General features: G+C 64.6%; 16 protein-coding genes. 6 read left to right on the forward strand and 10 right to left on the reverse strand.

The window, feature by feature from the left end; translation table 11 throughout:
- Positions 1-77: 77 nt before the first annotated feature.
- A complete protein-coding gene (locus tag SR3_RS00455; RefSeq protein ID WP_068079523.1) occupies positions 78-896 on the forward strand; it encodes a protein phosphatase 2C domain-containing protein in 819 nt (272 codons plus the stop codon).
- Here the strand turns inward: SR3_RS00455 and SR3_RS00460 are convergent.
- The gene (locus SR3_RS00460) at positions 893-1,387 is read right to left on the reverse strand and encodes a DUF2867 domain-containing protein (RefSeq protein WP_157098550.1); all 495 of its coding nucleotides are present in this window, start codon (positions 1,385-1,387) and stop codon (positions 893-895) included. The two genes, SR3_RS00455 and SR3_RS00460, sit on opposite strands and share 4 nt — an antisense overlap.
- Before the next feature lie 319 nt (positions 1,388-1,706).
- Here SR3_RS00460 and SR3_RS00465 point away from each other — a divergent pair, with 319 nt between their 5' ends.
- Positions 1,707-2,585 carry a 3'-5' exonuclease gene (locus SR3_RS00465; protein WP_068079525.1) on the forward strand — a complete coding sequence of 293 codons (879 nt, stop codon included), beginning with the start codon at positions 1,707-1,709 and terminating at the stop codon, positions 2,583-2,585.
- A gap of 116 nt (positions 2,586-2,701) precedes the next feature.
- On the forward strand, positions 2,702-3,205 hold the full coding sequence (locus SR3_RS00470; RefSeq protein WP_245653663.1) for a DUF1993 domain-containing protein: 504 nt from the start codon (positions 2,702-2,704) through the stop codon (positions 3,203-3,205).
- Positions 3,206-3,250: 45 nt separating this feature from the next.
- Here SR3_RS00470 and SR3_RS00475 read toward each other — a convergent pair whose 3' ends face one another.
- Entirely contained in the window at positions 3,251-4,180 is a 930-nt protein-coding gene (locus tag SR3_RS00475; RefSeq protein ID WP_068079529.1) for an AraC family transcriptional regulator, read from the reverse strand.
- A 94-nt stretch (positions 4,181-4,274) separates the two neighbouring features.
- Between SR3_RS00475 and SR3_RS00480 the strand changes: the two genes are divergently transcribed.
- Positions 4,275-5,021 (forward strand): SDR family oxidoreductase, encoded by a 747-nt coding sequence (locus SR3_RS00480; RefSeq protein ID WP_068079531.1) that lies wholly within the window; start codon positions 4,275-4,277, stop codon positions 5,019-5,021.
- 92 nt (positions 5,022-5,113) lie between these two features.
- Positions 5,114-6,979: a phospholipase D-like domain-containing protein gene (locus SR3_RS00485; RefSeq protein ID WP_068079884.1), complete on the forward strand. Its 1,866-nt coding sequence runs from the start codon at positions 5,114-5,116 to the stop codon at positions 6,977-6,979.
- Positions 6,980-7,022: 43 nt separating this feature from the next.
- Here the strand turns inward: SR3_RS00485 and SR3_RS00490 are convergent, their stop codons facing one another.
- Together SR3_RS00490 and SR3_RS00495 are read right to left on the reverse strand one after the other, a co-directional pair.
- Positions 7,023-7,907, reverse strand: coding sequence for a tyrosine-protein phosphatase (locus tag SR3_RS00490; protein WP_068079533.1), 885 nt, complete (start codon positions 7,905-7,907; stop codon positions 7,023-7,025).
- Between the two features lie 24 nt (positions 7,908-7,931).
- Positions 7,932-10,283 (reverse strand): TonB-dependent receptor, encoded by a 2,352-nt coding sequence (locus tag SR3_RS00495; RefSeq protein ID WP_068079535.1) that lies wholly within the window; start codon positions 10,281-10,283, stop codon positions 7,932-7,934.
- A gap of 60 nt (positions 10,284-10,343) precedes the next feature.
- On the opposite strand from SR3_RS00495, the gene SR3_RS31040 reads away from it, so the two are divergent.
- Positions 10,344-10,553, forward strand: a complete 210-nt coding sequence (locus tag SR3_RS31040) for a hypothetical protein (protein ID WP_157098551.1) — start codon at positions 10,344-10,346, stop codon at positions 10,551-10,553.
- 246 nt (positions 10,554-10,799) lie between these two features.
- Here the strand turns inward: SR3_RS31040 and SR3_RS00500 are convergent, their stop codons facing one another.
- From SR3_RS00500 to SR3_RS00525, 6 genes are all read right to left on the reverse strand, one after another.
- A complete protein-coding gene (locus SR3_RS00500; protein ID WP_068079536.1) occupies positions 10,800-11,615 on the reverse strand; it encodes an iron-containing redox enzyme family protein in 816 nt (271 codons plus the stop codon).
- Entirely contained in the window at positions 11,597-12,988 is a 1,392-nt protein-coding gene (locus SR3_RS00505) for a cytochrome P450 (protein WP_068079538.1), read from the reverse strand. Before SR3_RS00505 ends, SR3_RS00500 begins: the two co-directional genes overlap by 19 nt.
- On the reverse strand, positions 12,985-14,037 hold the full coding sequence (locus tag SR3_RS00510) for an alpha-hydroxy acid oxidase (RefSeq protein WP_068079540.1): 1,053 nt from the start codon (positions 14,035-14,037) through the stop codon (positions 12,985-12,987). The genes SR3_RS00505 and SR3_RS00510 overlap by 4 nt, the downstream gene beginning before the upstream one ends.
- Before the next feature lie 11 nt (positions 14,038-14,048).
- The gene (locus tag SR3_RS00515) at positions 14,049-15,608 is read right to left on the reverse strand and encodes an NAD(P)-binding domain-containing protein (RefSeq protein ID WP_218018733.1); all 1,560 of its coding nucleotides are present in this window, start codon (positions 15,606-15,608) and stop codon (positions 14,049-14,051) included.
- A 152-nt stretch (positions 15,609-15,760) separates the two neighbouring features.
- Complete coding sequence (locus tag SR3_RS00520) at positions 15,761-18,391, reverse strand: glycosyl hydrolase (protein ID WP_068079542.1); 2,631 nt, start codon at positions 18,389-18,391, stop codon at positions 15,761-15,763.
- Complete coding sequence (locus SR3_RS00525) at positions 18,391-19,716, reverse strand: glycoside hydrolase family 28 protein (protein WP_068079544.1); 1,326 nt, start codon at positions 19,714-19,716, stop codon at positions 18,391-18,393. The genes SR3_RS00520 and SR3_RS00525 overlap by 1 nt, the downstream gene beginning before the upstream one ends.
- Positions 19,717-19,753: the final 37 nt, after the last annotated feature.

The raw sequence follows: 19,753 nt of genomic DNA on the forward strand, positions 1-19,753 counted from the left end.
TGATGGCCAAGGTGGTGGAATAACAGGCACAATCTGATAGGAAGCCCGAAGCGATCCGGCAATGAGGGAACAGCGCCTTGCATCTCGACCTTATCCAGATGGCCAGCGTTTCAGGCAAGGCCGAAGCGGCGAATGACGATCGCCTCGGCTGCGCGGACCGCCATGCCTGGGTGATCGACGGCGCCACCGATCTGGGCGAGCCCGGCCTGCTGGGCGGGCGTGGCGGCGCGGCATGGCTGGCGGCGGTGGCCGATCGCAGCTTTGCGCAGGCTTCAGGCGCCCTGGCCGATCTGTGCGGTGATATCTTCGATGCCGTGGCGCAGGCCTATCAACGGGAAAAACAGCGTGAGCCCGTCGGCACATGGGAGCTTCCCAGCGCCGCCTTTGCGGCCGTGGCGCTGGAGGACGACAGGCTGACCTGCGCCCATGCCGCCGATTGCTCCGTCCTGCTGCGCTGCGAGAGCGGCGTGTCCTTCGTCACCCCCGAGCCGGATCGGCGGCGGGAGCAAGCGGCGGCTGCGGCGCTCGGGGTGGGCGCAACCGCAGGCGGCTTGCGCTCGCCGGCCGTGCTGGCCGATCAGCGGGCGGTGCGCGGCAGGCCGAAGCGGCGCGTGCTGGGGGTGGATGCGCAAGCCTCGCGCGAGGCCGCTTCCTATCGCAGCGTGCCGGTGAGCAAGGGCGACGAATTGCTGCTGATGTCCGACGGTTTCTCGGCTCTGCTGGACAGCTATGCGCTCTACGATCCACACACCATATTCGCGGCCCTGCCCCGGCGCGGTCTCGCCGGGCTGATCGAGGAGTTGCGCGCCGTCGAGCGCGATGACGCCACCTCCTCACGCTATCCCCGCTTCAAGCCGAGCGACGATGCCTCCGCGCTCTGGCTGAGGGTCAGCTAGGGATTTGCGGTGCGCATGCCCTTGCGCAGGCGGGCCAGCATGATGCGCACAATCACCCGATGCGCCGGGCCGACCGGCAACATATAGGCCCGCCCGAACCAATTGTGCACCACCACCGATGACGTGATGGTCAGCCGCGCGCCCGTGGTGCGAATGGCGGTCATGACATCGAGATGGCGGTCGCGCTCGGTCAGCAGCAGGAGGTCAGGGCTTGCACCTTCGACAAGGAAGAAGTCGAGCCGGTCCCCCACCGTCACCCTGTCACGGCGTCGCCCGGAAAAGCCGCCGATCCGCTTGACCCCGAACCGCGCCGAAATCGCATCGCGCACCCGAAATGCCCATTTCAGGATCGGTTGCGGCTGAGCCATCATCAGGTTCCACGCCTCCAGCGGAGCGATGGCGCGAGGCAGGTCGATCGACTGGCTGTCATGATAGGCCAGTGTTTCGCGCGGGGCGATCAGATCGGCGCCATCGATGGTGTTCATGGTCATTCCGGCATCCAGCAGGCAAGCATCGTGACCCTTTACCGCATAAATCGGGTTCCAATCCAAGCCCTATCATTTTCTTTCAAAGGCGGATTTTGCCGTTCATGGCGCTTGGCGTAAAGCGCATCGCGAGAGGCGCGAAAGGCCGGGCGATGGTTTGGCAATCGCTCTGGCCGCCGGTCGAGCCCTGCTGGCAACTTCGTCGGAAGACGTGATGGGAGCGCAAGGGGATAACCCCCTTCCATTTTCTTTTCCCCTTACCACGCGGACGATCACCGCTTCAGGCTTTCCCACAAGCCCGCCAAGAGCTATCAGCCGCGGCCAAATGAACGCTCCTGTCGCAACGCTCGATCACGCCGCCGATCTGCTTGACGCCCATCCGGACTTCCGGGTGCTGCGCCGCCTGCAAGCCGTGGACTGGCTCCACAAGGGGCCGGCGCAGGGCGAGATGCGGGTCGGCGTGGCCGTCGATGTCGAGACGACGGGGCTGGATCATGAACAGGACCGGATCATCGAACTGGCCGTGCAGCGTTTTCGGTTCGACGCTCTGGGACGCGTTACGCAACTGGGCAAGGCCAGGGTATGGCGCGAGGATCCGGGGATGCCGCTCGATCCGCGGATCACCAGGCTGACCGGGCTGACGGACGAAGACCTGGCCGGGCACGCCATCGATGAGGGGGCGGCCGCCGATATCCTCGCCTCGGCGGACATCATCGTCGCTCATAATGCGGCTTTCGACCGGCCCTTTGTCGACCGCCGCCTGCCTGCCACGGCGGGAAGGCCATGGGCCTGCTCGATGGCGGAGCTGGACTGGCTGGAGCTGGGCTTCGACGGGCGCGCGCTGGGCCATCTCGTCTCGCAATGCGGCTGGTTCTATGAGGGCCATCGCGCCGAGAACGACATTCTGGCGCTGATCTATCTGCTGGCCCATCAGGCGGCGGATGGCGGGACGATCATGGCCCGGCTGATGGCGGCCTCCGCGCGCCCGAGCTGGCGGGTCAATGCGGTGGACGCGCCTTTCGAGGCCAAGGATGCGCTGAAAGCGCGGGCCTACCGCTGGGACGGCACCCTGCGCTTCTGGTGGAAGACCATCCCCGAGGAAGAGGTGGAAGCCGAACGCCAATGGCTCGATCAGAATGTCTATATCGGGCGCGGGGCCCCGGCGCTTTTCGCGCAGACCGCCTGCGAGCGGTACACCCGGTAAATCGCTCTGATTTAGCGGGATAAATTTCATCGCAAAAGGGCCTTCACAAAGCCCCGGCCATGCCCATCTTGCGCAGCGCCCACCTGACGTCAGGCGGCCTCATCAAGGACATGTCCATGCCCGATCTTTATGCCATGACTGTACCCACCTTCATCCGCGCCTTCAAAAACCTTGACCATGTGCTGGCCAAGGCCGCCGACAGCGACATCGCGGAAGAAGAGCTGTTCAACGCGCGGCTGATCGCGGACATGCTGCCGCTGGCCAAGCAGGTGCAGATCGCTTCGGACACGGCCCGTTTCGCGGCGGTGCGCGTGGGGCAGGCCGAGCCTTCGGCCATGGCGGATGAAGAGGCCTCGCTGGCCCAGCTGCGCGAGCGTGTGGCCAAGACCATCGCCTATCTCGAAGCCGTCGATCCCGCCGGTTACGAGGGCCGTGAGACGGCACAGGTGGTGCTCAAGCTGCCTCAGGGCGAGATCCCCTTTACCGGCCAGAGCTATGTCACCGATTTCGCGCTGCCCAACTTCTTCTTCCACGTCACCATGGCCTATGCGCTGCTGCGCATGAAGGGCGTGCCGCTGGGCAAGATGGACTTTCTGGCGGGCGGCATGGCCATCGCCTGATCCTTTGGCGTTCCGGCGGCGGAGTATATCCTGCCGCCGGGGGGCTCAGCCGGGAGCGCCCTCGCCCCTTGCCCGCCCGGCATAGAGAAAGGGCGAAAGCCCGAAATGGCGGGTGAAGGCCACGCTGAAGGCGCTGGCCGAGCCATACCCCACCTGCTGCGCGATCCTTGCCAGACCCAGCCCGGTCTGGCGCAGCAGATCGCGGGCCAGCGCCATGCGCCAGCCGGTGAGATATTCGATGGGCGCCACCCCCACCTCGGCGCGGAAACGGTCGAAGAAGGTCGAGCGGGAGAGGCCCGCCTCTTTCGCCAGTTCCTTGACGCTCCACGCGCGGGTGGGATCGCCATGCATGCAGCGCAAGGCGGCACAGAGCCGCTCATCCGCCAGACCGCGCAGCAGGCCCGGCGGCGCGGCGGGGCCGGTGGTGGCGCGCAGGGCCTCGATCAGCAGCACCTGCAGCAGATGCGAGAGGATCACATCGCGCGCCGGGCGCCGGGCATGGGTTTCCTCATTGAGCAGTTCGACGATCCGCGTCAGCCGCCCCTCGCCCCGGATATGCACCACGCGTGGCAGCAGAGAGACCAGCAAAGCCGTGTCATCCGAGCCGAAGCTGCAATGGCCCACCAGCATGCGCACATTGGGCTGGGCCTCGCGCGGGCCCAGCCAGAACATGCCGGGGCCAACCTCGGCATGGAGCAAGGGCGCATCGCGGGGCGGCGGCGTCAGGCTGGAGGTGGCGAAATCGCAGGCGGCGGGCACCAGCACGAAATCGCCCTGCTCCAGCACCAGCTCCTCCTGCCCGGCCAGAGCAAGGCGGCAGGCGCCGTCCAGCACAGCGGCATAGAAGGGCCGCCCCTCCTCTGAGCGATGGACGCGCCATGCCCCGGCCCCTGTCACCAGCTTGGACCAGCCCGCGCTGGGCGCCAGCAGGCTGACGACATGCGCCAAGGGGTCTGACGATAAGGGATCGGACATTTCGGACTTTCACACATGCTTGCCGGATTTCCGGCTATAGCACGTCCGACAAGGCAATCCTACCTCTGGCCTGCCCCCCAAACAGGAGCTATCCATGAACACTGTCTTGATCACCGGTTGCTCGTCGGGCTTTGGCCTCGCCACGGCTCAACTCTTTCTCGATCGCGGCTGGCATGTCATCGCCACCATGCGCACGCCGCGTCACGATCTGTTCCCCGCTTCCGACCGGCTGCATATCCTGCCGCTCGATGTCACCGATGCCGACAGCATTGCCCGGACCATCAAGGATGCCGGGCCGATCGATGTGCTGGTCAACAATGCGGGCGTCGGGCTGCTCAATGCGGTGGAGGGCACCTCCATCGAAAAGGCCCGCGAGGTCTTCGAGACCAACACGCTGGGCACCATCGCCATGGTCAAGGCGGTGCTGCCGCAGATGCGCGAGCGCGGTTCGGGCGTGATCGTCAATGTCACCTCCACGGTGACGCTGCGTCCGCTGCATCTGCTTTCGGTCTATACGGCCAGCAAGGCGGCGGTGAACGCCTTCACCGAAAGCCTCGCGCTGGAGCTGGAACCCTTCGGCATCCGTGCGCGCATCGTGCTGCCGGGACGCGCGCCCGATACGGCCTTTGGCGACAATGCCCGCGCCCGCATGGGCATGGACTTCCCCCAACCCTATGGCGAGATGGTGGCCGGAATTTTCGAACAGTGGCAGACTTCGACCGATCCGGTGACCCATGCCTCCGACGTGGCCGAGGCCGTCTGGCTGGCCGCCACCGATCCGGCCAGCCCGATGCGCCAGCCCGCGGGTGCCGATGCGGTGCTCTGGGCTCAGGCCGTTTGAGCGATGGGGGGCGGGCCGATGGGCTCGCCCCCTGTCTTTATCGCGACACACAAGAGGGGGATGCTGCCTGCCGGAGACTGTGGAGGCGTATGATGGCCAATATCGAAACCAATGTCATCGAAACCCGTGTGGGTGATTTCAGCCTGAAGGCCTATGCGGGCGATTTCAAGACGCTGCTGGCTTTCAACTTCACCGCGCAGCAGGCGGCGCAGGGGCTGGCCGGTTTTACCATCCGCTATTCGACGCCCGATGGCAAAAGCCACTATCTCTGGAACAGCCTGGTCTACGAACATCCCGAAAATCATGCGCAGGTGGATGGCGAGCCGCCGCAATCGACGGCCAACGCCCCCATTCACAAATTCCGCTGGGTGCATGTTCCGGGCGTGATCCATCAGGGCGATACGCCCATGGCGGGCAACTACCTCTATGAGGTGACGCCGCGCTTTTTCGATGAGAACCAGCATATGCTGCCGCTCGATCATGCGCGGACGGCGCGGGTGGATGTGCAGGTCGGGCCGTTCCGCAAGGGCAATCTGGCGCTGGGCTTTACGCGCGGTTTCGTGCAGTCGGAGGCCTTTGTGCATCGCTTCGGCAAGGATGCGCTGCTGCGTCCCGCCGGGCATGAGCTGATCTTCGATACGTCGGCTCAGGCAGGCACGGGGCCTCTGGATGGAGAGCCCTATAGCTTTGCTCAGGCCTATCAGTGGCTGGGCTTTACTGCGCGCGATCTGGTCTTCGATCTGCTGCAGGCGGTGGAAACGACCGAGGGGTTGACGCTGGATGTCTTCGCCTATGATCTGACCGAACCGGATTTTATCAATGCGCTGGTCCGCCTGGCCGCCAAGCCGGGCAAGCTGCGGATCATTCTGGACAATGCCGCGCTTCACCACGCCGCAGACGGCAGCAAGCCAGAGGATCAGGCCGAGGCGCTGATCGCCAGGGCGGCGGGCGATGCCCAGGTCATCAAGCGCGGCCATTTCGCCCGCTATGCCCATGACAAGGTGCTGGTGGTCAGCGATGCCAGCGGACCGCTGAAAGTGCTGACAGGCTCGACCAATTTTTCGGTGAACGGACTTTACGTCAATTCCAACCATGTGCTGGTGTACGATGACCGGGAGGTGGCGGGCTGGTACAAGGGCGTGTTCGATGCCAGCTGGGATCAGGATGTGAAAGCCGCTGCCTTTATCGCCTCGAACTGGTCAACGGGTACGTTCACCACATCGGCAAGCGAGACGCCCAAAAGCGTGATCCGTTTCTCGCCGCATACGCAGGATACGGCGCAGGCGATTTTAGACGATCTGGTGACGCGGGTGAATGCTGAGAAGGATGCGCCAGCCGGGCAGGCTTCGGTGCTGTTCGCCGTGATGGCGCTGAATGAGGCCAAGGATGTGGTCTATCAATGCCTCAACGCACTGCATGCCGTGCCGGGCATCTTCAGCTACGGCATCTCCGACGCGCCCGAGGGTGTGACGCTCTATCCGCTGGGGCAGGATCACGGCGTGCTGGTCACCGGCAAGCCGGGCACCACCGATCTGCCCGCGCCCTTCGATCAGGTGCCGCCCATCCGCGAACATCAGGTCCATCACAAATTCGTGGTCTGCGGCTTCAATCGCCCCGATGCGGTGGTCTATTGCGGCTCTTCCAATCTGGCCGAGGGCGGTGAGCATCAGAATGGCGACAATCTGATCGCCATCGCCGACACCGACATCGCCACCGCCTTCGCCATCGAGGCGCTGGCGCTGGTCGATCATTTCGACTTTCTCGACGCCTATTCGAAGAACGCCAAGGCATCAGGCACCGATGCGCCCGCTGGGCCGGCCAAGGCGGCGGCGGCTCAAGCGGTCCACTGGTATCTGGGCACCACGGATCTGTGGATGCACAAATATTTCCAGCCGGGCGATCTGCACAATCTGGATCGCGAGCTGTTCGGGGCGGAAGTGGCGCCGGCCCACGCGTGACAGGGTACGGCGGCAGGCTGAAAGACCTGCCGCCGCCGGAACCTTACTGCGTGTACATGCTGCGCAGGCGCGTCAGATCGGCCTTCGACAGGCCCATCTCGTCGCGCAGATAGCCGTCCGCGCCGCCGGGGTGCTGGTCGATCACCTTGAAGGCCGCTTCGATATAGCTGCGATCGGCGGCCATCATGGCGCGCAGCACCTCGGGCGGCATCTTGGCCATGGCGGCAAGGCTGGGGTTGTTGGTCCTGGTGCCGGCATGCATCATCTTGCTGCCATCCAGATAACGGTTGGTGAGCAGATAATCCTCGATCACCGTCTCGCGCGGCACGCCCAGCGATGTCAGCACCAGCGCCGCGGCGATGCCGGTACGGTCCTTGCCCGCCGTGCAGTTGAAAGCCAGCGGCACGCGATGCGCCAGCAATTCGCCGAACATGCGGCGGAACTGGCCGTTGAACTGGGTCAGCATCATCGGATAGCTGGTGGCCATGGCGGCGCGGCCCTCTTCCGCCGTCCAATGGGCCATGTCGCCCTTGGGCAGGCTCTGCGCCATGTCGAGATGGTAGTCGTCGCTCAGCACCTTGGGGGCGTGGGCGGCGGGCCAGTTCACCGGCTCGGCGGCGCGCTCGCCGGTGTCGCGGAAATCGCAGACCACACGGATACCGCGCTTTTCGAGATAGGTGTAATCGGCAGGCGTCAGCCCGGCCATCGCGCCCGAGCGGAACAGCACGCCCCATTTGACGGTGCGCCCGTCCTGCGTGCGATAACCGCCCAGATCGCGGAAATTGCGCCCGCCCTGCAGCGGCAGCAGGCGCTGATGCGCGGCGCTCTCCACCTTGGCAGCGGGCTGGGCCAGCGCCTGAGGCGCCAGCGCGGGCGAAGCAACCAGCGCCAGCGCGCCCAGCAGCGTCAAAGCATTACGATAGATCATGGATCATCTCCTCAGCGAAGGATTTCAGAACTTGACGTTGGCTTCAAGGCCGTAGGTGCGCGCCTCATTGAACATGCCATAGGTGCCCAGATACTGGCTGTAGGCCTTGTAGAAGACATGCTGCTCATTGAGCAGATTGCGCGCCCAGGCCGAGATCGTCAGCCGCGCACCGCTGCCCGCCATGGCGATATCGGCCAACGCCAGACGACCGTTCATGATAAAGCTGGGATCGCCCTTGGGCTGGATGGCGGGCGCCGGATCGTTGGCGCTGACATAGAAGCCATTGTCGTAATTGGCGTCGAGATGCAGGCGCAGCTTCGCGCCCCGCAGCGGCATCTCATAATCCAGCGAGCCGCTGGCCGACTGGGTGGGCGTGTAGACCGGATAGATCTTCACCGGCGTGGAATTGATGACCGAAACGCCGCCCGACACCACCGGATAGGGGTTGGCGGTGTTGGGAATGTCGACATGGTTGTAGGCATAGCTGGCATTCAGCGTCAGCCCCGGCAGCGGGTTGAGCGTCAGCTCCGCTTCCACGCCGCGCAGATGGCCGGTGCCGGGCGCATTGGTGGTTTCCAGCGTGGTGCGGTTGCTGTTCTGCAGCACGCCATTCACATATTGCAGATAGCTGGCCGAGAAATCGACCTGCACATTCTTGTAGGTGCCGACATAGCCCGCCAGATTGAAGCGCGCGCGGTGGTTCCAGAACTCGGTCTTGGCGCCGATCTCGAACATGGAGACGGTTTCGGGATTGAAGGGCGCATAGGTCAGCGAGCGCGAATTGGCCCCGCCCGACTTGTAGCCCGTGCTCCACTTGCCATAGAGATGCACGTCGCGCGTGGCATCCACCGCCAGATTGATCATCGGATCGACCCGCGACCATGAGGCATTGAGATTGACCGGCGCCACCACGCCCGACACGCTGACCGGCGTGGCGCCGTTGATGGTGAAGAGCTGGCCCACCTTCTTGTCATTGCTGTAACGCAGACCACCGGTCACATGCAGAATGTCACCCGCGACGGCGGGCGTGTAGGTCGCCTGGGCATAGGCGCCGTAGCTGTCGGTCTTCACATGGCTGGCGCGGTCGATGGTGACGGTGTTGTAATCAACCGACAGCACCGTGGCCGACGTGCCATTCGCGTTCCACTGCATGGTGTTGGGGGCCTGCGCATTGTCCTGCACGCGCTCTTCGTAGAACAGGGCGCCGGCGGCGAATTTCAGGCGGGGCGTCTCGCCGATGATCTGCAGCTCTTCGCTGGCCTGATTCTGGCGGAACTGGGCAAGGCTGGCGCGGCTGAAGGTACCGCTGGGGCTGTAGACCGAGAGATTGGCCGAGCCATTGTCATACTGCGACTGGGTCAGTTCGCGATAGGCACTGATCGATTTGAGCGTCAGATGCGGCTGCACCTGCCAGTCCAGCGTCAGGCGATGGCCGCTGGTCTTGCCCACGCTGGGCAGTTCCGGCACGCCCACCGTGGCGACCGAGGCACGCCTGGGCTGCAGCGGCTGATCGGGCGCGCGGGCCAGAGAGCCCGCCGAAAGCGCCTGCACATAGGCCGAGGTGGAGGCATCATAGGAGGTGTCATAGGAATAATCGGCGCTGAAGTTGGGCGCAGGCTTCCACAGGGCCTCGGCATGCAGGCCGCGCTTGTCATAGGCGCCGAAATCCGAAGCGCCGGCCAGCGGGTTCTTCACCAGCCCGTCGCGATGGGCGATCACGCCATCGACCTTCACGCTGACATTGTGGAATTCGGGCAGATCGATGTGGGTTTCGGCCTTGTAGCTGCCGTAATTGCCCGCGCCCACCGTGGTGTTCATCGCGAATTTGCCGCTGGGCTTCTTGGTGGTGATGCTCACCGCGCCGCCTTCGGTGTTGCGGCCGAAGAGCGTGCCCTGCGGGCCTTTGAGCACCTCGATGCTGTCCACATCGAACATGGCGGTGCCGAGACCTTGGGCGCGGCCCATATAGACGCCGTCGATGTAGATGCCCACGCCCTGGTCGCGGGCGGGCTGGTTGCTGTCCGACAGCACGCCGATGCCGCGAATGTTGAGGATCAGCGCCGAAGGACGCGCGAAGAAGGGCGCGACGCGCAGCGAGGGGATCGCCCCGTCGCCCAGATCGAGCAGCGAGGTAACATGGCGGTTGGCCAGATCGTCAGCCTTGAGCACCGAGATCGAGATCGGCGTCTTCTGCAGGCTCTCGGGGCGCTTTTCGGCGGTGACGACGATATCGGTCAGGCCCTGATCGGCATCGGCTGCGGCGGCGGCCGGGGCGGCAGGCTCTGCAGCATGCGCGGCGGCGGGCATGGCACAGAGCGCCAGCGCAAGCGCGGTGGAGGTCGGTAACAGGCGGCTGACGTGACGATGGGCGAGCATATGTATCCCTCATGGCGACCGGTTGCGGGAAGGTCTCCTCCCGTCGATTCGCAGCCCCAAATGGAACGTTTGTATTTCAACCTTGTGACGGTTGCCGCACAGGCTGGAACATCTGTATTCAGCTTGGTCATGTGCAAGGGAGGCGGCATGCGGCGCCAGTACGCCCAGCTTGAGGCTTCACGCCTCGCTGTTCCGGAATGCATGCGCAATACCGATAAAATTATCGATACATCAATCTATTATCGCGTCACGATGACTTACAGGCCGTAACGAAAGAGGGCGCTGCTGCGGCACCCAGATCGGGCAGAAATTTCGCCATCTGCGCTCGCACCCCGCGTAGCAACACGGGCATGCCACTCCAAAATCCCTGCTGCCGTGCCGCTGCTATGGAACAGATGTTTCTCAAGGGAAGCCGCGAGACGGCGCGTGATGCTGCATTGGAACGCTTGTCTGGCCTCGATATCAGTGCGCCCCAACCTCACGTTCGGGCATGACTGGCGCAGGATATGCCACGTCTTACGCCCCTGCCCCGACCGGCGCCGCGCGGGCGACCAGCCTGTCCAGATAGCGTTCTGACGTATAGAGCGCGACCGCCAGCCCCCGCGCAATCGCCGCCTTCAGCGCGGGATTGGCGGCGATTGCGGGGGCGATCACCTCCTCGATCCATTCGCGGGCGTGGTCCTCGTCGCAGGTCATATGGAGGTCGACGAATTCCCTGTCGTGATCGTCGAAGCCAAGGCGGCGAAGGCCCCTGTTCATCCCGGCAAGCCGGTAAAGCGCGACCGCCTCGGTCATGTAAAGCGCGCCGACAAGCGCCCATGGGGCGCGGTAGAAGCCATGGTAGAAGATCAGCGTGCGCTCGGCGAGTTCGGGATAATCTTCAAGGCGCAGACCATCGCCGGCCCGCGCCTTCAGCGCCATCATCAGGCGGCGCATCAGATCGGCGTGAGGGACGGGATGCTGCTCATCCGCAATGTTGCGTTGAAGCGCATCGCGGGCGGTCTGCAGAAACTGCACCTCCAGCGCCCGGGCGGCCAACGGAAGGAAAGCCGGAAAATGCCTGTTTTCCAGCATAAAACCGGCGAATTCCTCCACCGATACACGATCGGCCAGCAGATGATACCAGCCATGACGATGCGCGGGGTGATCGAGCACCAACTGTGTCCAGCGCTCCACCGGTTCATCCTGCAACCTCGCAGCGAGGGGAGCGGCGCGGTCCAGCGCATCGCACCACCATGCCTGCAACCCTGTGGCATCCCCGGCGCTTAACGCCCCTTGCGGAAAAGCGGCGGCGCAACGGGCCAGAAGATCGCTCAGGGGGATGGCGCGCATCGGGTTTCTCCTGCGGGATGTGCCTGATGGAAGGGACAGCGCTGCGCCCCCTCGAAATGGTGTGTGGCAAGGCCCTCGCGCCTTGCGTGAAGCACCATGATGGTGCCCAGAACCAGCTGCTTCATGCCCCGCCCCACATCCTCCCAATGGTCGCGGATACGCAGCCATGCCAGCAGCAGCCCCACCGCGCGCGCCGGAACCGGCCGGGCGCGAGGCACCAGAATGCAAGGCCCGCGATGCGGGATCGGGCGCGTATGGCTCACCGAACTCTCGCAGCGAAAGCGCTCCAGCAGAGCGCGGGCAGCGGAGCGCATGGTGACCAGCGCGATGGCATGGGCCGGGCAAGGCCGGTTCTCGTTCACGCCGAAAGGAATATAGGTCTGGTTATGCCCGGCGATCCCTTCCCAGCGATCAGGATCGAAACGGTCGGGGTCGATAAAGCCGCTGCGCTGGTAATCGGCATAGTTGAAGCACAGCACCGACCCTGTGGGCAGTGTCCGGCCCGCCACATCGATGGGCGCCTGCGTGATGCGATGGGCGATGCCGAACAGCGGGAATTGCCTCAAGGTTTCGGCGATCACGCGGTCCAGCAGGCGGTCATCGTCCAGCCCGGACAGCACCCGCGCCTGCACCGCAGGATGCCGCGCCAGCGCCAGCATCAGATGCGTCATCGCTTCCGACATTTGCACCACGGCGGTGTTGAAGAACACACCTTGCAGATAAAGCGCCTGCTCCTTCAGCGTCAGCGTCACCGGCAGGCGACCGATCAGCGCGCCCTCCCGCAGGCGCTGTTCCAGCCATGCGGTCAGGGCTTCACGGCGGCGCATATGGCGCAGGCCCGATCCCTTGAGGGCGGTGACCACATCGTCGGCATGGCCCACGATCAGGTCGCGCACCGCGGGCGGGCAAGGCTTGCCGAACACCAGTTCGTGGTAGAAACTCGCCCAGACCGGCATCATCAGATCGCGCAGGCGGATCAGATGCAGATCGTCCCGCCCCTCATCCAGCACCTGCCGCATCGAGCGCGCCGCCAGATCGCCAGCCTTGTCCTTGCGCATGGCGAGGAAGCGCCGCGTCGCCTCCGCCACATCCTCATAGCGCTGGCCCGGTTCCAGATGCTCCTGGTGAACATCGGCCCCGGGCGAGAGCCAGTACCAGAACAGATCCGACAGAGCCGCCCCCTTGCTGCGTCCACTGGCCGCGGGATGAGCATAAAGCGCGCGAAACTGGCTGACCGGCACCAGAGGCCCGGGCACGGCGATGCCTTCCTCACCATTGACCCGCGTAAACACCCAGCCGCGCAGGCGAATGATGGCGGGCGGCAGCCAATAGGGCAGGCCGATCAGCAGCAGGGCAAGGCCCAGCCAGATCATGACCACGCTTCCCGCAGCAGCAGCGAGGGATCGAGATCGGCAGGCGAACCACAGCCGCACAGTGTCAACGTGTGCCTCAGATCGTCCTGCAAAGCGTCCAGCAGAGCCGCCACACCCGCCGCGCCGCCCGCCGCCAGAGCCCAGATCACCGGGCGCCCGATGGCCACAACATCGGCCCCCAGCGCCAGCGCTTTCACGATATCGGCGGCTCGCCTGATCCCACCGTCAAAGACGATGGGCACCTGCCCCGCGACCTCCTGCGCGATGGCGGGCAGCAGGCTGAGCGTCGGCGCCACGCCATCCAGCTGCCGCCCGCCATGGTTGGAAACGTAAATCCCATCCACCCCATGCTCGATGGCGAGCCGCGCATCGTGTGGATGCATGATGCCTTTGAGCAATATCGGCAGCCCCGTGCGTGCCCGCAGCCATTCGATATCGTGCCATGAAAGCGTGGGCGAAAAGGCGATCTGACGCGGCGGCGCACCGGGGGCTTCCCGCATGTTCTCGCAGGCAAAGCCGGATGGCAGATCGGTGAAATCATGAACCTGATCCCGCTTCCTGCGCCCGAAAACAGGGGAATCCACCGTCACCACCAGCGCCGGGCATCCGGCGGCCTCGGCGCGGCGGATCAGAGTTTCGGTCAAGCCAAGGTCGGGCTGGATATAGAGCTGAAACCAAGGGCACACGCCCGAAGCCACCGCGACCGCTTCAATCGCCTCGGTGGCGGCAAGGCTGAGGATCATCGGAATGCCCGCCTTCGCCGCCGCCCATGCCGTGCCGCTCTCGCCATCGGCATGGGCGAGGCGGTGGAAGGCCGTAGGCGCGATCACCAAAGGCATCGACATCGGCTGGCCCAGCAAACCGCCCGTCAGATCGGGCACGCCCGCGCCTCTCAACACGCGGGGCGCAAGGCTGTAGGCGCGATAGGCGCGCTCATTGGCCTGCAACGTCCATTCCTCGCCCGCGCCGCCCGCAACATAGTCGTAGATGGCCGGATCGAGGCGGCCACGGGCTTGCGCCTCCAGCGCGGCGATGTCGAGAGCGGCCATCGCGGCCTCCCTCAGACCGCCACCTCGGCGGGGGTGAGCATGCGTTTGAAGAAAGCCTCAAGCGGCTCGCGGTGATGCGGCCACACCCAGTCATTCTCAAGGTTTTCAGTGACGTGATGGGTGGCCAGCAGCGCGCCATCCTGCCACGCCCGCACCACGGGATGGAGATATTGCCCCTGCGCCGCCCGCTCGGGATCGTTCTGGGCGATGCGGGTGACGTTGAGGTCGAACGGGTCGACCTTGTCGTGATCGGGCCCATATTCCAGCGTGATGGTGAAATGCATGACATCGCCCGCCAGAGCGCCATCGGCCACCAGATCCATCGGCATTTCCTCACAATAGCAAGCACTGCCATCAGGCAGGATGCGGATCACATCGCCCAGAAAGCCGAACTGCTGCCACAGCGCCGAGCTGCGGTTGACGCGGGCGATCACCGCCTCCATCAGCACATCGGCTTCGGGTTCCAGCACCTCATGCGGCCATGCCACGCCGTGATAGCGCTCCTCCAGCACCCGGCTCAGCGCGCGAACCGCATAGCGGAAACCATGAATGAAGCCGCTGGTGGATTTTTTGAAATCGCGCATCTGGGTCAGCGTGCCCGCGAAATAGAGGCCGGGCACATTGGTGGATTCCCATGCAGGCGTCTGCTCGGGGAAGCGGTCCTTGATGACCAGTTTGGGGCGGATGGCGGGGTCAAAGATATCGGCGTCGAAGCGGAATCCGGTGCAACCGATCACGCGATCATAGCGCAGATCCTTCAGCACCTCGTTCACGCGGCTGAAACTGACTGTGACGGTGTAGCCGGACTCCTCCTTCGCGATGTTGACGATCTCGCCATCGAGCAGCGCATTCTGCGATTTCAGCTGATAACTGTCGAGCAGATTGTTGTTCACCGCCCGCAGATGGCCCACGAAATGCGTCTTCCACGCAAACCGGATCGGGCTGGGCCCCGCGACATGGATGACAGCGGCGGTTTCCATCAGATTATCAGCGGTTTCGAAGGCGGAATTGGCCTTGCCGATGATCAGCACGCGCTGGTTGGTGAAATCCTCGGGATCGACGGAAACGTCTGCATATTGCTCGATGCTCTCGATGCCGGGGATCGGCGGGATATAGGGCTTTGATACGCCCGTGGCGATGATCAGGCGTTTGGCCCGCCAGCTTTTGCCCTGTTCATCGGTGGCGATAAAGTCGCCGCTCTCGTCCTGCCGGGTGATATGGGTGATGCGCGTGTCATAGGCGACATTCAGCCCCAGTTTCTCTGCATAATCGGCCAGATAGCGCACCAGCACATCGGCAGGTGGGAAATAGCGCGGCGAATAGCGGGTGAAGAGCAGGTCCGGATCGTCGCTGAGCAGCGAATTCCAGTCCATGCGCAGATTGTGCTCGGGGTCGCTGCTGCCGGTATGCACCTTGTTGATGGAGATCAGCTTGCGGTGGCGGGGATAGCTCTGGAAGAATTGGCCCGGCGTGGGCCCGGCCTCGAGAATCTGATAATCGCGCCCGGCGCGCTGGAGGTGATAACCCAGTTGCAGACCAGCAGGCCCGGCACCAATGATCAGATACTCCACAAGAATCCTCCAGCCTGCATCGACATCCGGTTTCCCTGCCAACGCGGCAAAGGGACAACCGGGCATCATGCGGCACCGCGAAATCGATGGAGCGGCATCTGGTTACGGCAAAATTCCCGAAGGCATGGAACAGGCCCCCTTCCCGCCCGCCTTCACTGCGAGAGCAGGGTGATCGGGCCGCTCAGACCCGAAGGCTGCGCCGTGATACGATCCTGATCCTGGTCCTGAAATCTTTCGCCATAGCGCAAGGTCAACAGGCGGCGGTCCGCAGGAGGGCGCCCCGCCAGCGCATTGACCGCGCCATTCATCACCATGATATCGATCCGATTGCGGCCCTTGCGCAGCGCTCTGGTGATATCGAGCCGATAGGGCGGCGCCCAGAGCGTCCCCATGATCTCGCCATTGATGCGAATGATGGCGGCTTCGCGCACCGGGGAGGCGATCTCGGCCTGAGGCCTTGCGGGCGTTCCCTGCGGCTGGGGCAGCTTGGTGGGGCTCCCCAGATCGAGCAGCATGGCATGGCCCGCAGGCAGGTTTCGCAAGGTGAAGCTGCGCCGGTAATGCGCCGCGCCCGATATGGGGCGATCTTCGGGGTTATCCGTCCATGGTGCGATCCTCGCCAAGGTTTCCTGACGCGTGGGCAGCGCAAGGCTCCAGTTGGCGGAGAGGTCGAGGAGCGGCAGGGGTTCTTGTTCGGGAGTTATGGGCGCGGCGAAACCTTTGCCAAGCATCAGCACACGCGATTCATAAGGCGCCAGCCGCAAGGTGACAGGGCCCGCAGCGACGCCTTGCCTTGTGCCGGTCATCGGGTTCCACAAGGCGCCACCTTCCCGATCTTCCGCAAAATGGGCAGAGGTTTCAAGAGGCTGTTGGCCAGTGTTGACAAGGAAGTAGAGATCGCCGCCCGCAACCTTGCGCCGCACCACACCCAAGGCAGGCTCGGGCCGGGGCAGGATCACGTCCTGCGTGGCGAGGTGCTGCAGCGTGCCGCCCAACCCGGCTTCCGGCACGATCCGCACGGCTTGACCCAAACTCTGCCCGATCTCGCGCACCCTCGCGGTGGCCTCGGCCTGATCGCTTAGCCCCCCGGCCACAGCCGGCAGATGATCGAGGGCGACCAGCTTGCCGCCCGCCTGCACCCAGTTCTGGATCGCCTGAAAGGCCTCAGGATCGATGCGTTTCATGGGGGGCAGGATCAACACTTGCGCGCTCAGCCTGCCTTTGCGGATGGCGGCGGCGTCAATAAAGTCGAAGCCGAAACCGGCGTCCAGCACCGCGCCGATCAGGCTGCCCGGCACATGCAGCTTCATCGCCTTGTCCGCCGAGGCGTAATCGGGCGACATGGCGGCGAAGACATCCTCGGTGGGCAGATAGATCGCCACCTTGTTGGCGGGCTCGCCCGCGCGCAGCAGGGCGCTGACCCGCGTGAGATAGGCCGTCACCGCAGGCATCGCCGGATACCATGGGTTGTGATCGTTGAGCGAGGAGGCCGCATAGAAGGCCCAGCCCGGCTCCGCCGCGCCGGGCGGCGTATAGGGCCAGCCATGGCCGACCAGCTGGTTGATCCCTTGCAGGAAATGCCGATCCGCCTCGATCTTCATATCGAGCGGGGTGGCGGCCCATGTCGGGGAATGCAGCCATGTCCAGACTTCGGAAGACACCACCGGGCGGCCATAGAGATGCGCCGCCGATGTCGCCCAGCGGGTGGAGGTGAAGCTGCGCCAGTCGGCGCCCTCGCCTTCCGGCAGGGTGACCAGCGCGTTGGATGACAGCGTCGGCGGCGGAAAACCATAGACCTGGGCGCGAAAGCGGGTGTTGTGGCTTTGCGCCCATGCGGCGATCGGCGCCAGATAGCGCTCGTCCACCAGTTCGGAAAGGGTGCGGGACCAGTCATAGCGCACCGCCTCGCTTTCAGCGCTGTTCCGGATCAAAGCCGGGAGATGGTCGAGCACATCGTAACCCCGCCGCGCCCGGAACTGCTGGGGCAGATCGCCGGTCCAGTTCGAACCATAGGCCTCCAGACTGTCGGAGAACATGGCGTAAGGTGGCTGATCCCTGGGGAAAGCCTGAAGCAGCCGGTCGCCCACCACCGCCAGATGGCGCTGCACCGCCGAGGCATCGACATGATCGATCACGAAGCCCTCCGCCCCCACGGCGGCGCGCTTGACCTGCTGGCCGGTGCGGCTGGCCATGGCGAAATCGATCCGGCGCGGGTTTGAGGCGCTCGACAGACTCGCGCAGCCATTGGCCAGCGTGATGCGGCGGCCATCGGCATAGGCGGCCAGCAGTTGCTCTCCGGCTTGCGGCGCGGGCGCACAGACCGAGGTCTGGCCCTGCCCCAGATCGACAGGCACCATGCGAAGCATCGAGGCCGCCTCCGTCACCGGCACATGCGGCCCGCCAAAGGGCCAGCCCGAGCCGATCGTCACATCGATCCGCATGCCTTGTCGGCGCGCCGTTTCCCCCGCATGGGCAAGGCGGGCGATAAAGGCGGCGGAGAGATAGGGCAGATTGACGATGCCATGCGCCGGATCATCAGGCGAGAGCGGATAGGTCGGCTGCACCTCGAAACCGCCGAAGCCGCCGGATTGCATCGCGGTGATCTCGCGGTCGATTTCCTTGTCCTCCACCGCAGGGCCGAACCACCACCAGCGGACCATCGGACGCGCCTCGGCAGGAGGATGGAGGAAGGTGCTCCACAGATCGGGGGTTGCGGCACTGGCAGTGTTCGCCACCATCGAAACCGCGAGCGCGATGGCCAGCGATGCTGCCTTGCAAGCCATCAGTTCGCCGCCTTGGCCGGGGCGGCGATGGGCTGGCCATTCACCACCACATGGCTGAAGGCCACATCAGCGCCGGAAACGGGCAGATTGTCGCCCTTCCGCACATGGATATCGATGTTTTCGAGCCTGACGCCGGTGACCGCGACATGCGGATCGGGCCGCACCTCGCCCCATGCGCCGAAGGTGCCCGTGATGCCGCTCAGCAGCACATTGCGGACCTGCGAATGCGGCGGCGCGCTGCCTTTCAGATCGAGATATTGGGTCCATGGCCGGATCAGCAGGATGCGCCCGCCCTCGCTGGCCAGATGGATGCGCCGCAGCGTGATGTTCTCGTAAAGCTGCGGCGTATCGGCGCGCAATTTGAGCATCAGCAGATTGATCGGCCCGCTGACCGTGCAATCCTCGATCTGCACATCGCGGACGACCGTCGCCTCGCTGCCGCAGGAGAAGGCCTGATGGCCGCGCTTGAAGGTGCAGTGGCGGATCTGGATGCGCTCGACCGGAGGGCTGGCTTTGTCCTCCGGCGCCTGGAGGCCTTTCGAGCCTTTGGCGGCAATGCAATCATCGGTCACGGAGAAGAAGCAGCCCTCCACCAGCACATCCTGACAGCTGTCGATATCGATGCCGTCACTGCTGGGAGCCCATGCGTAATCGTCGGGCACGAGGAAGCGGGCGCCGCGCACCGTGACCTTTTGGCAAGCGTAGAGATGCAGGTTCCAGAACTGCGAATCCTTGAAGGTGACGCCCTCGATCAGCACGTCTTGTGAATTCTGGATCAGGGCCAGTCGCGCGCGGTCGATGCCGATGTTGGGAAAGTTGCCGGGGTCTTTCGCCTGTTCGCGCAAGGCCCAGAACCGCTCCCAGATCGCCATGCCGGAACCATCCAGCACGCCTTCGCCGGTGATGCGCAGGCCGTCGCAGCGCTCGGCGTTGATCAGGGCGGGGGTGAAATGCTCCTCGAAGTGGCCTTCGATGCGGGTGCGACCGCGTGGAAAGTTGGCCATGTCAGTGGTGCATTTCAGCACGCTGCCGCGCTCCAGATACAGATGGACCTTCGGCTTGAGGAAAAGCGCACCGCTCAGGAAGGTGCCTTGCGGGATGATCAGCGTGCCGCCGCCTGACTGCGCCAGATGATCGATGGCCGTCTGAATGGCGGTGGTGCAGAGCATGCGGCCATCCGGCTGCGCCCCGAAATCCACGACCGAAACCGAGCGTTGTTCCAGGCTGGTCGCAGCCGGTCCCCGGCTGGCGGGCCAGAGGGCGAGCGAGGCCAGCGTGAACCCCCGGCGTGACAGCAGCGGGGCCGTGGTCTGGCGCTTGGGCATCCTTCTCTCCTGTCTTTTCGTTGCGGCCAGTCTATTC

The organism is Novosphingobium rosa NBRC 15208 (assembly GCF_001598555.1).
In the GTDB taxonomy this organism is placed as follows: Bacteria; Pseudomonadota; Alphaproteobacteria; order Sphingomonadales; family Sphingomonadaceae; genus Novosphingobium; species Novosphingobium rosa.

Excerpts from the sequence above, each read along its gene's own strand:
- SR3_RS00460 (WP_157098550.1), bottom strand. The coding sequence starts at position 1,387 with ATGACCATGAACACCATCGATGGCGCCGATCTGATCGCCCCGCGCGAA.
- SR3_RS00465 (WP_068079525.1), top strand. The coding sequence starts at position 1,707 with ATGAACGCTCCTGTCGCAACGCTCGATCACGCCGCCGATCTGCTTGAC.
- SR3_RS00470 (WP_245653663.1), top strand. The coding sequence starts at position 2,702 with ATGCCCGATCTTTATGCCATGACTGTACCCACCTTCATCCGCGCCTTC.
- SR3_RS00475 (WP_068079529.1), bottom strand. The coding sequence starts at position 4,180 with ATGTCCGATCCCTTATCGTCAGACCCCTTGGCGCATGTCGTCAGCCTG.
- SR3_RS00480 (WP_068079531.1), top strand. The coding sequence starts at position 4,275 with ATGAACACTGTCTTGATCACCGGTTGCTCGTCGGGCTTTGGCCTCGCC.
- SR3_RS00485 (WP_068079884.1), top strand. The coding sequence starts at position 5,114 with ATGGCCAATATCGAAACCAATGTCATCGAAACCCGTGTGGGTGATTTC.
- SR3_RS00490 (WP_068079533.1), bottom strand. The coding sequence starts at position 7,907 with ATGATCTATCGTAATGCTTTGACGCTGCTGGGCGCGCTGGCGCTGGTT.
- SR3_RS00495 (WP_068079535.1), bottom strand. The coding sequence starts at position 10,283 with ATGCTCGCCCATCGTCACGTCAGCCGCCTGTTACCGACCTCCACCGCG.
- SR3_RS31040 (WP_157098551.1), top strand. The coding sequence starts at position 10,344 with ATGGAACGTTTGTATTTCAACCTTGTGACGGTTGCCGCACAGGCTGGA.
- SR3_RS00500 (WP_068079536.1), bottom strand. The coding sequence starts at position 11,615 with ATGCGCGCCATCCCCCTGAGCGATCTTCTGGCCCGTTGCGCCGCCGCT.
- SR3_RS00505 (WP_068079538.1), bottom strand. The coding sequence starts at position 12,988 with ATGATCTGGCTGGGCCTTGCCCTGCTGCTGATCGGCCTGCCCTATTGG.
- SR3_RS00510 (WP_068079540.1), bottom strand. The coding sequence starts at position 14,037 with ATGGCCGCTCTCGACATCGCCGCGCTGGAGGCGCAAGCCCGTGGCCGC.
- SR3_RS00520 (WP_068079542.1), bottom strand. The coding sequence starts at position 18,391 with ATGGCTTGCAAGGCAGCATCGCTGGCCATCGCGCTCGCGGTTTCGATG.
- SR3_RS00525 (WP_068079544.1), bottom strand. The coding sequence starts at position 19,716 with ATGCCCAAGCGCCAGACCACGGCCCCGCTGCTGTCACGCCGGGGGTTC.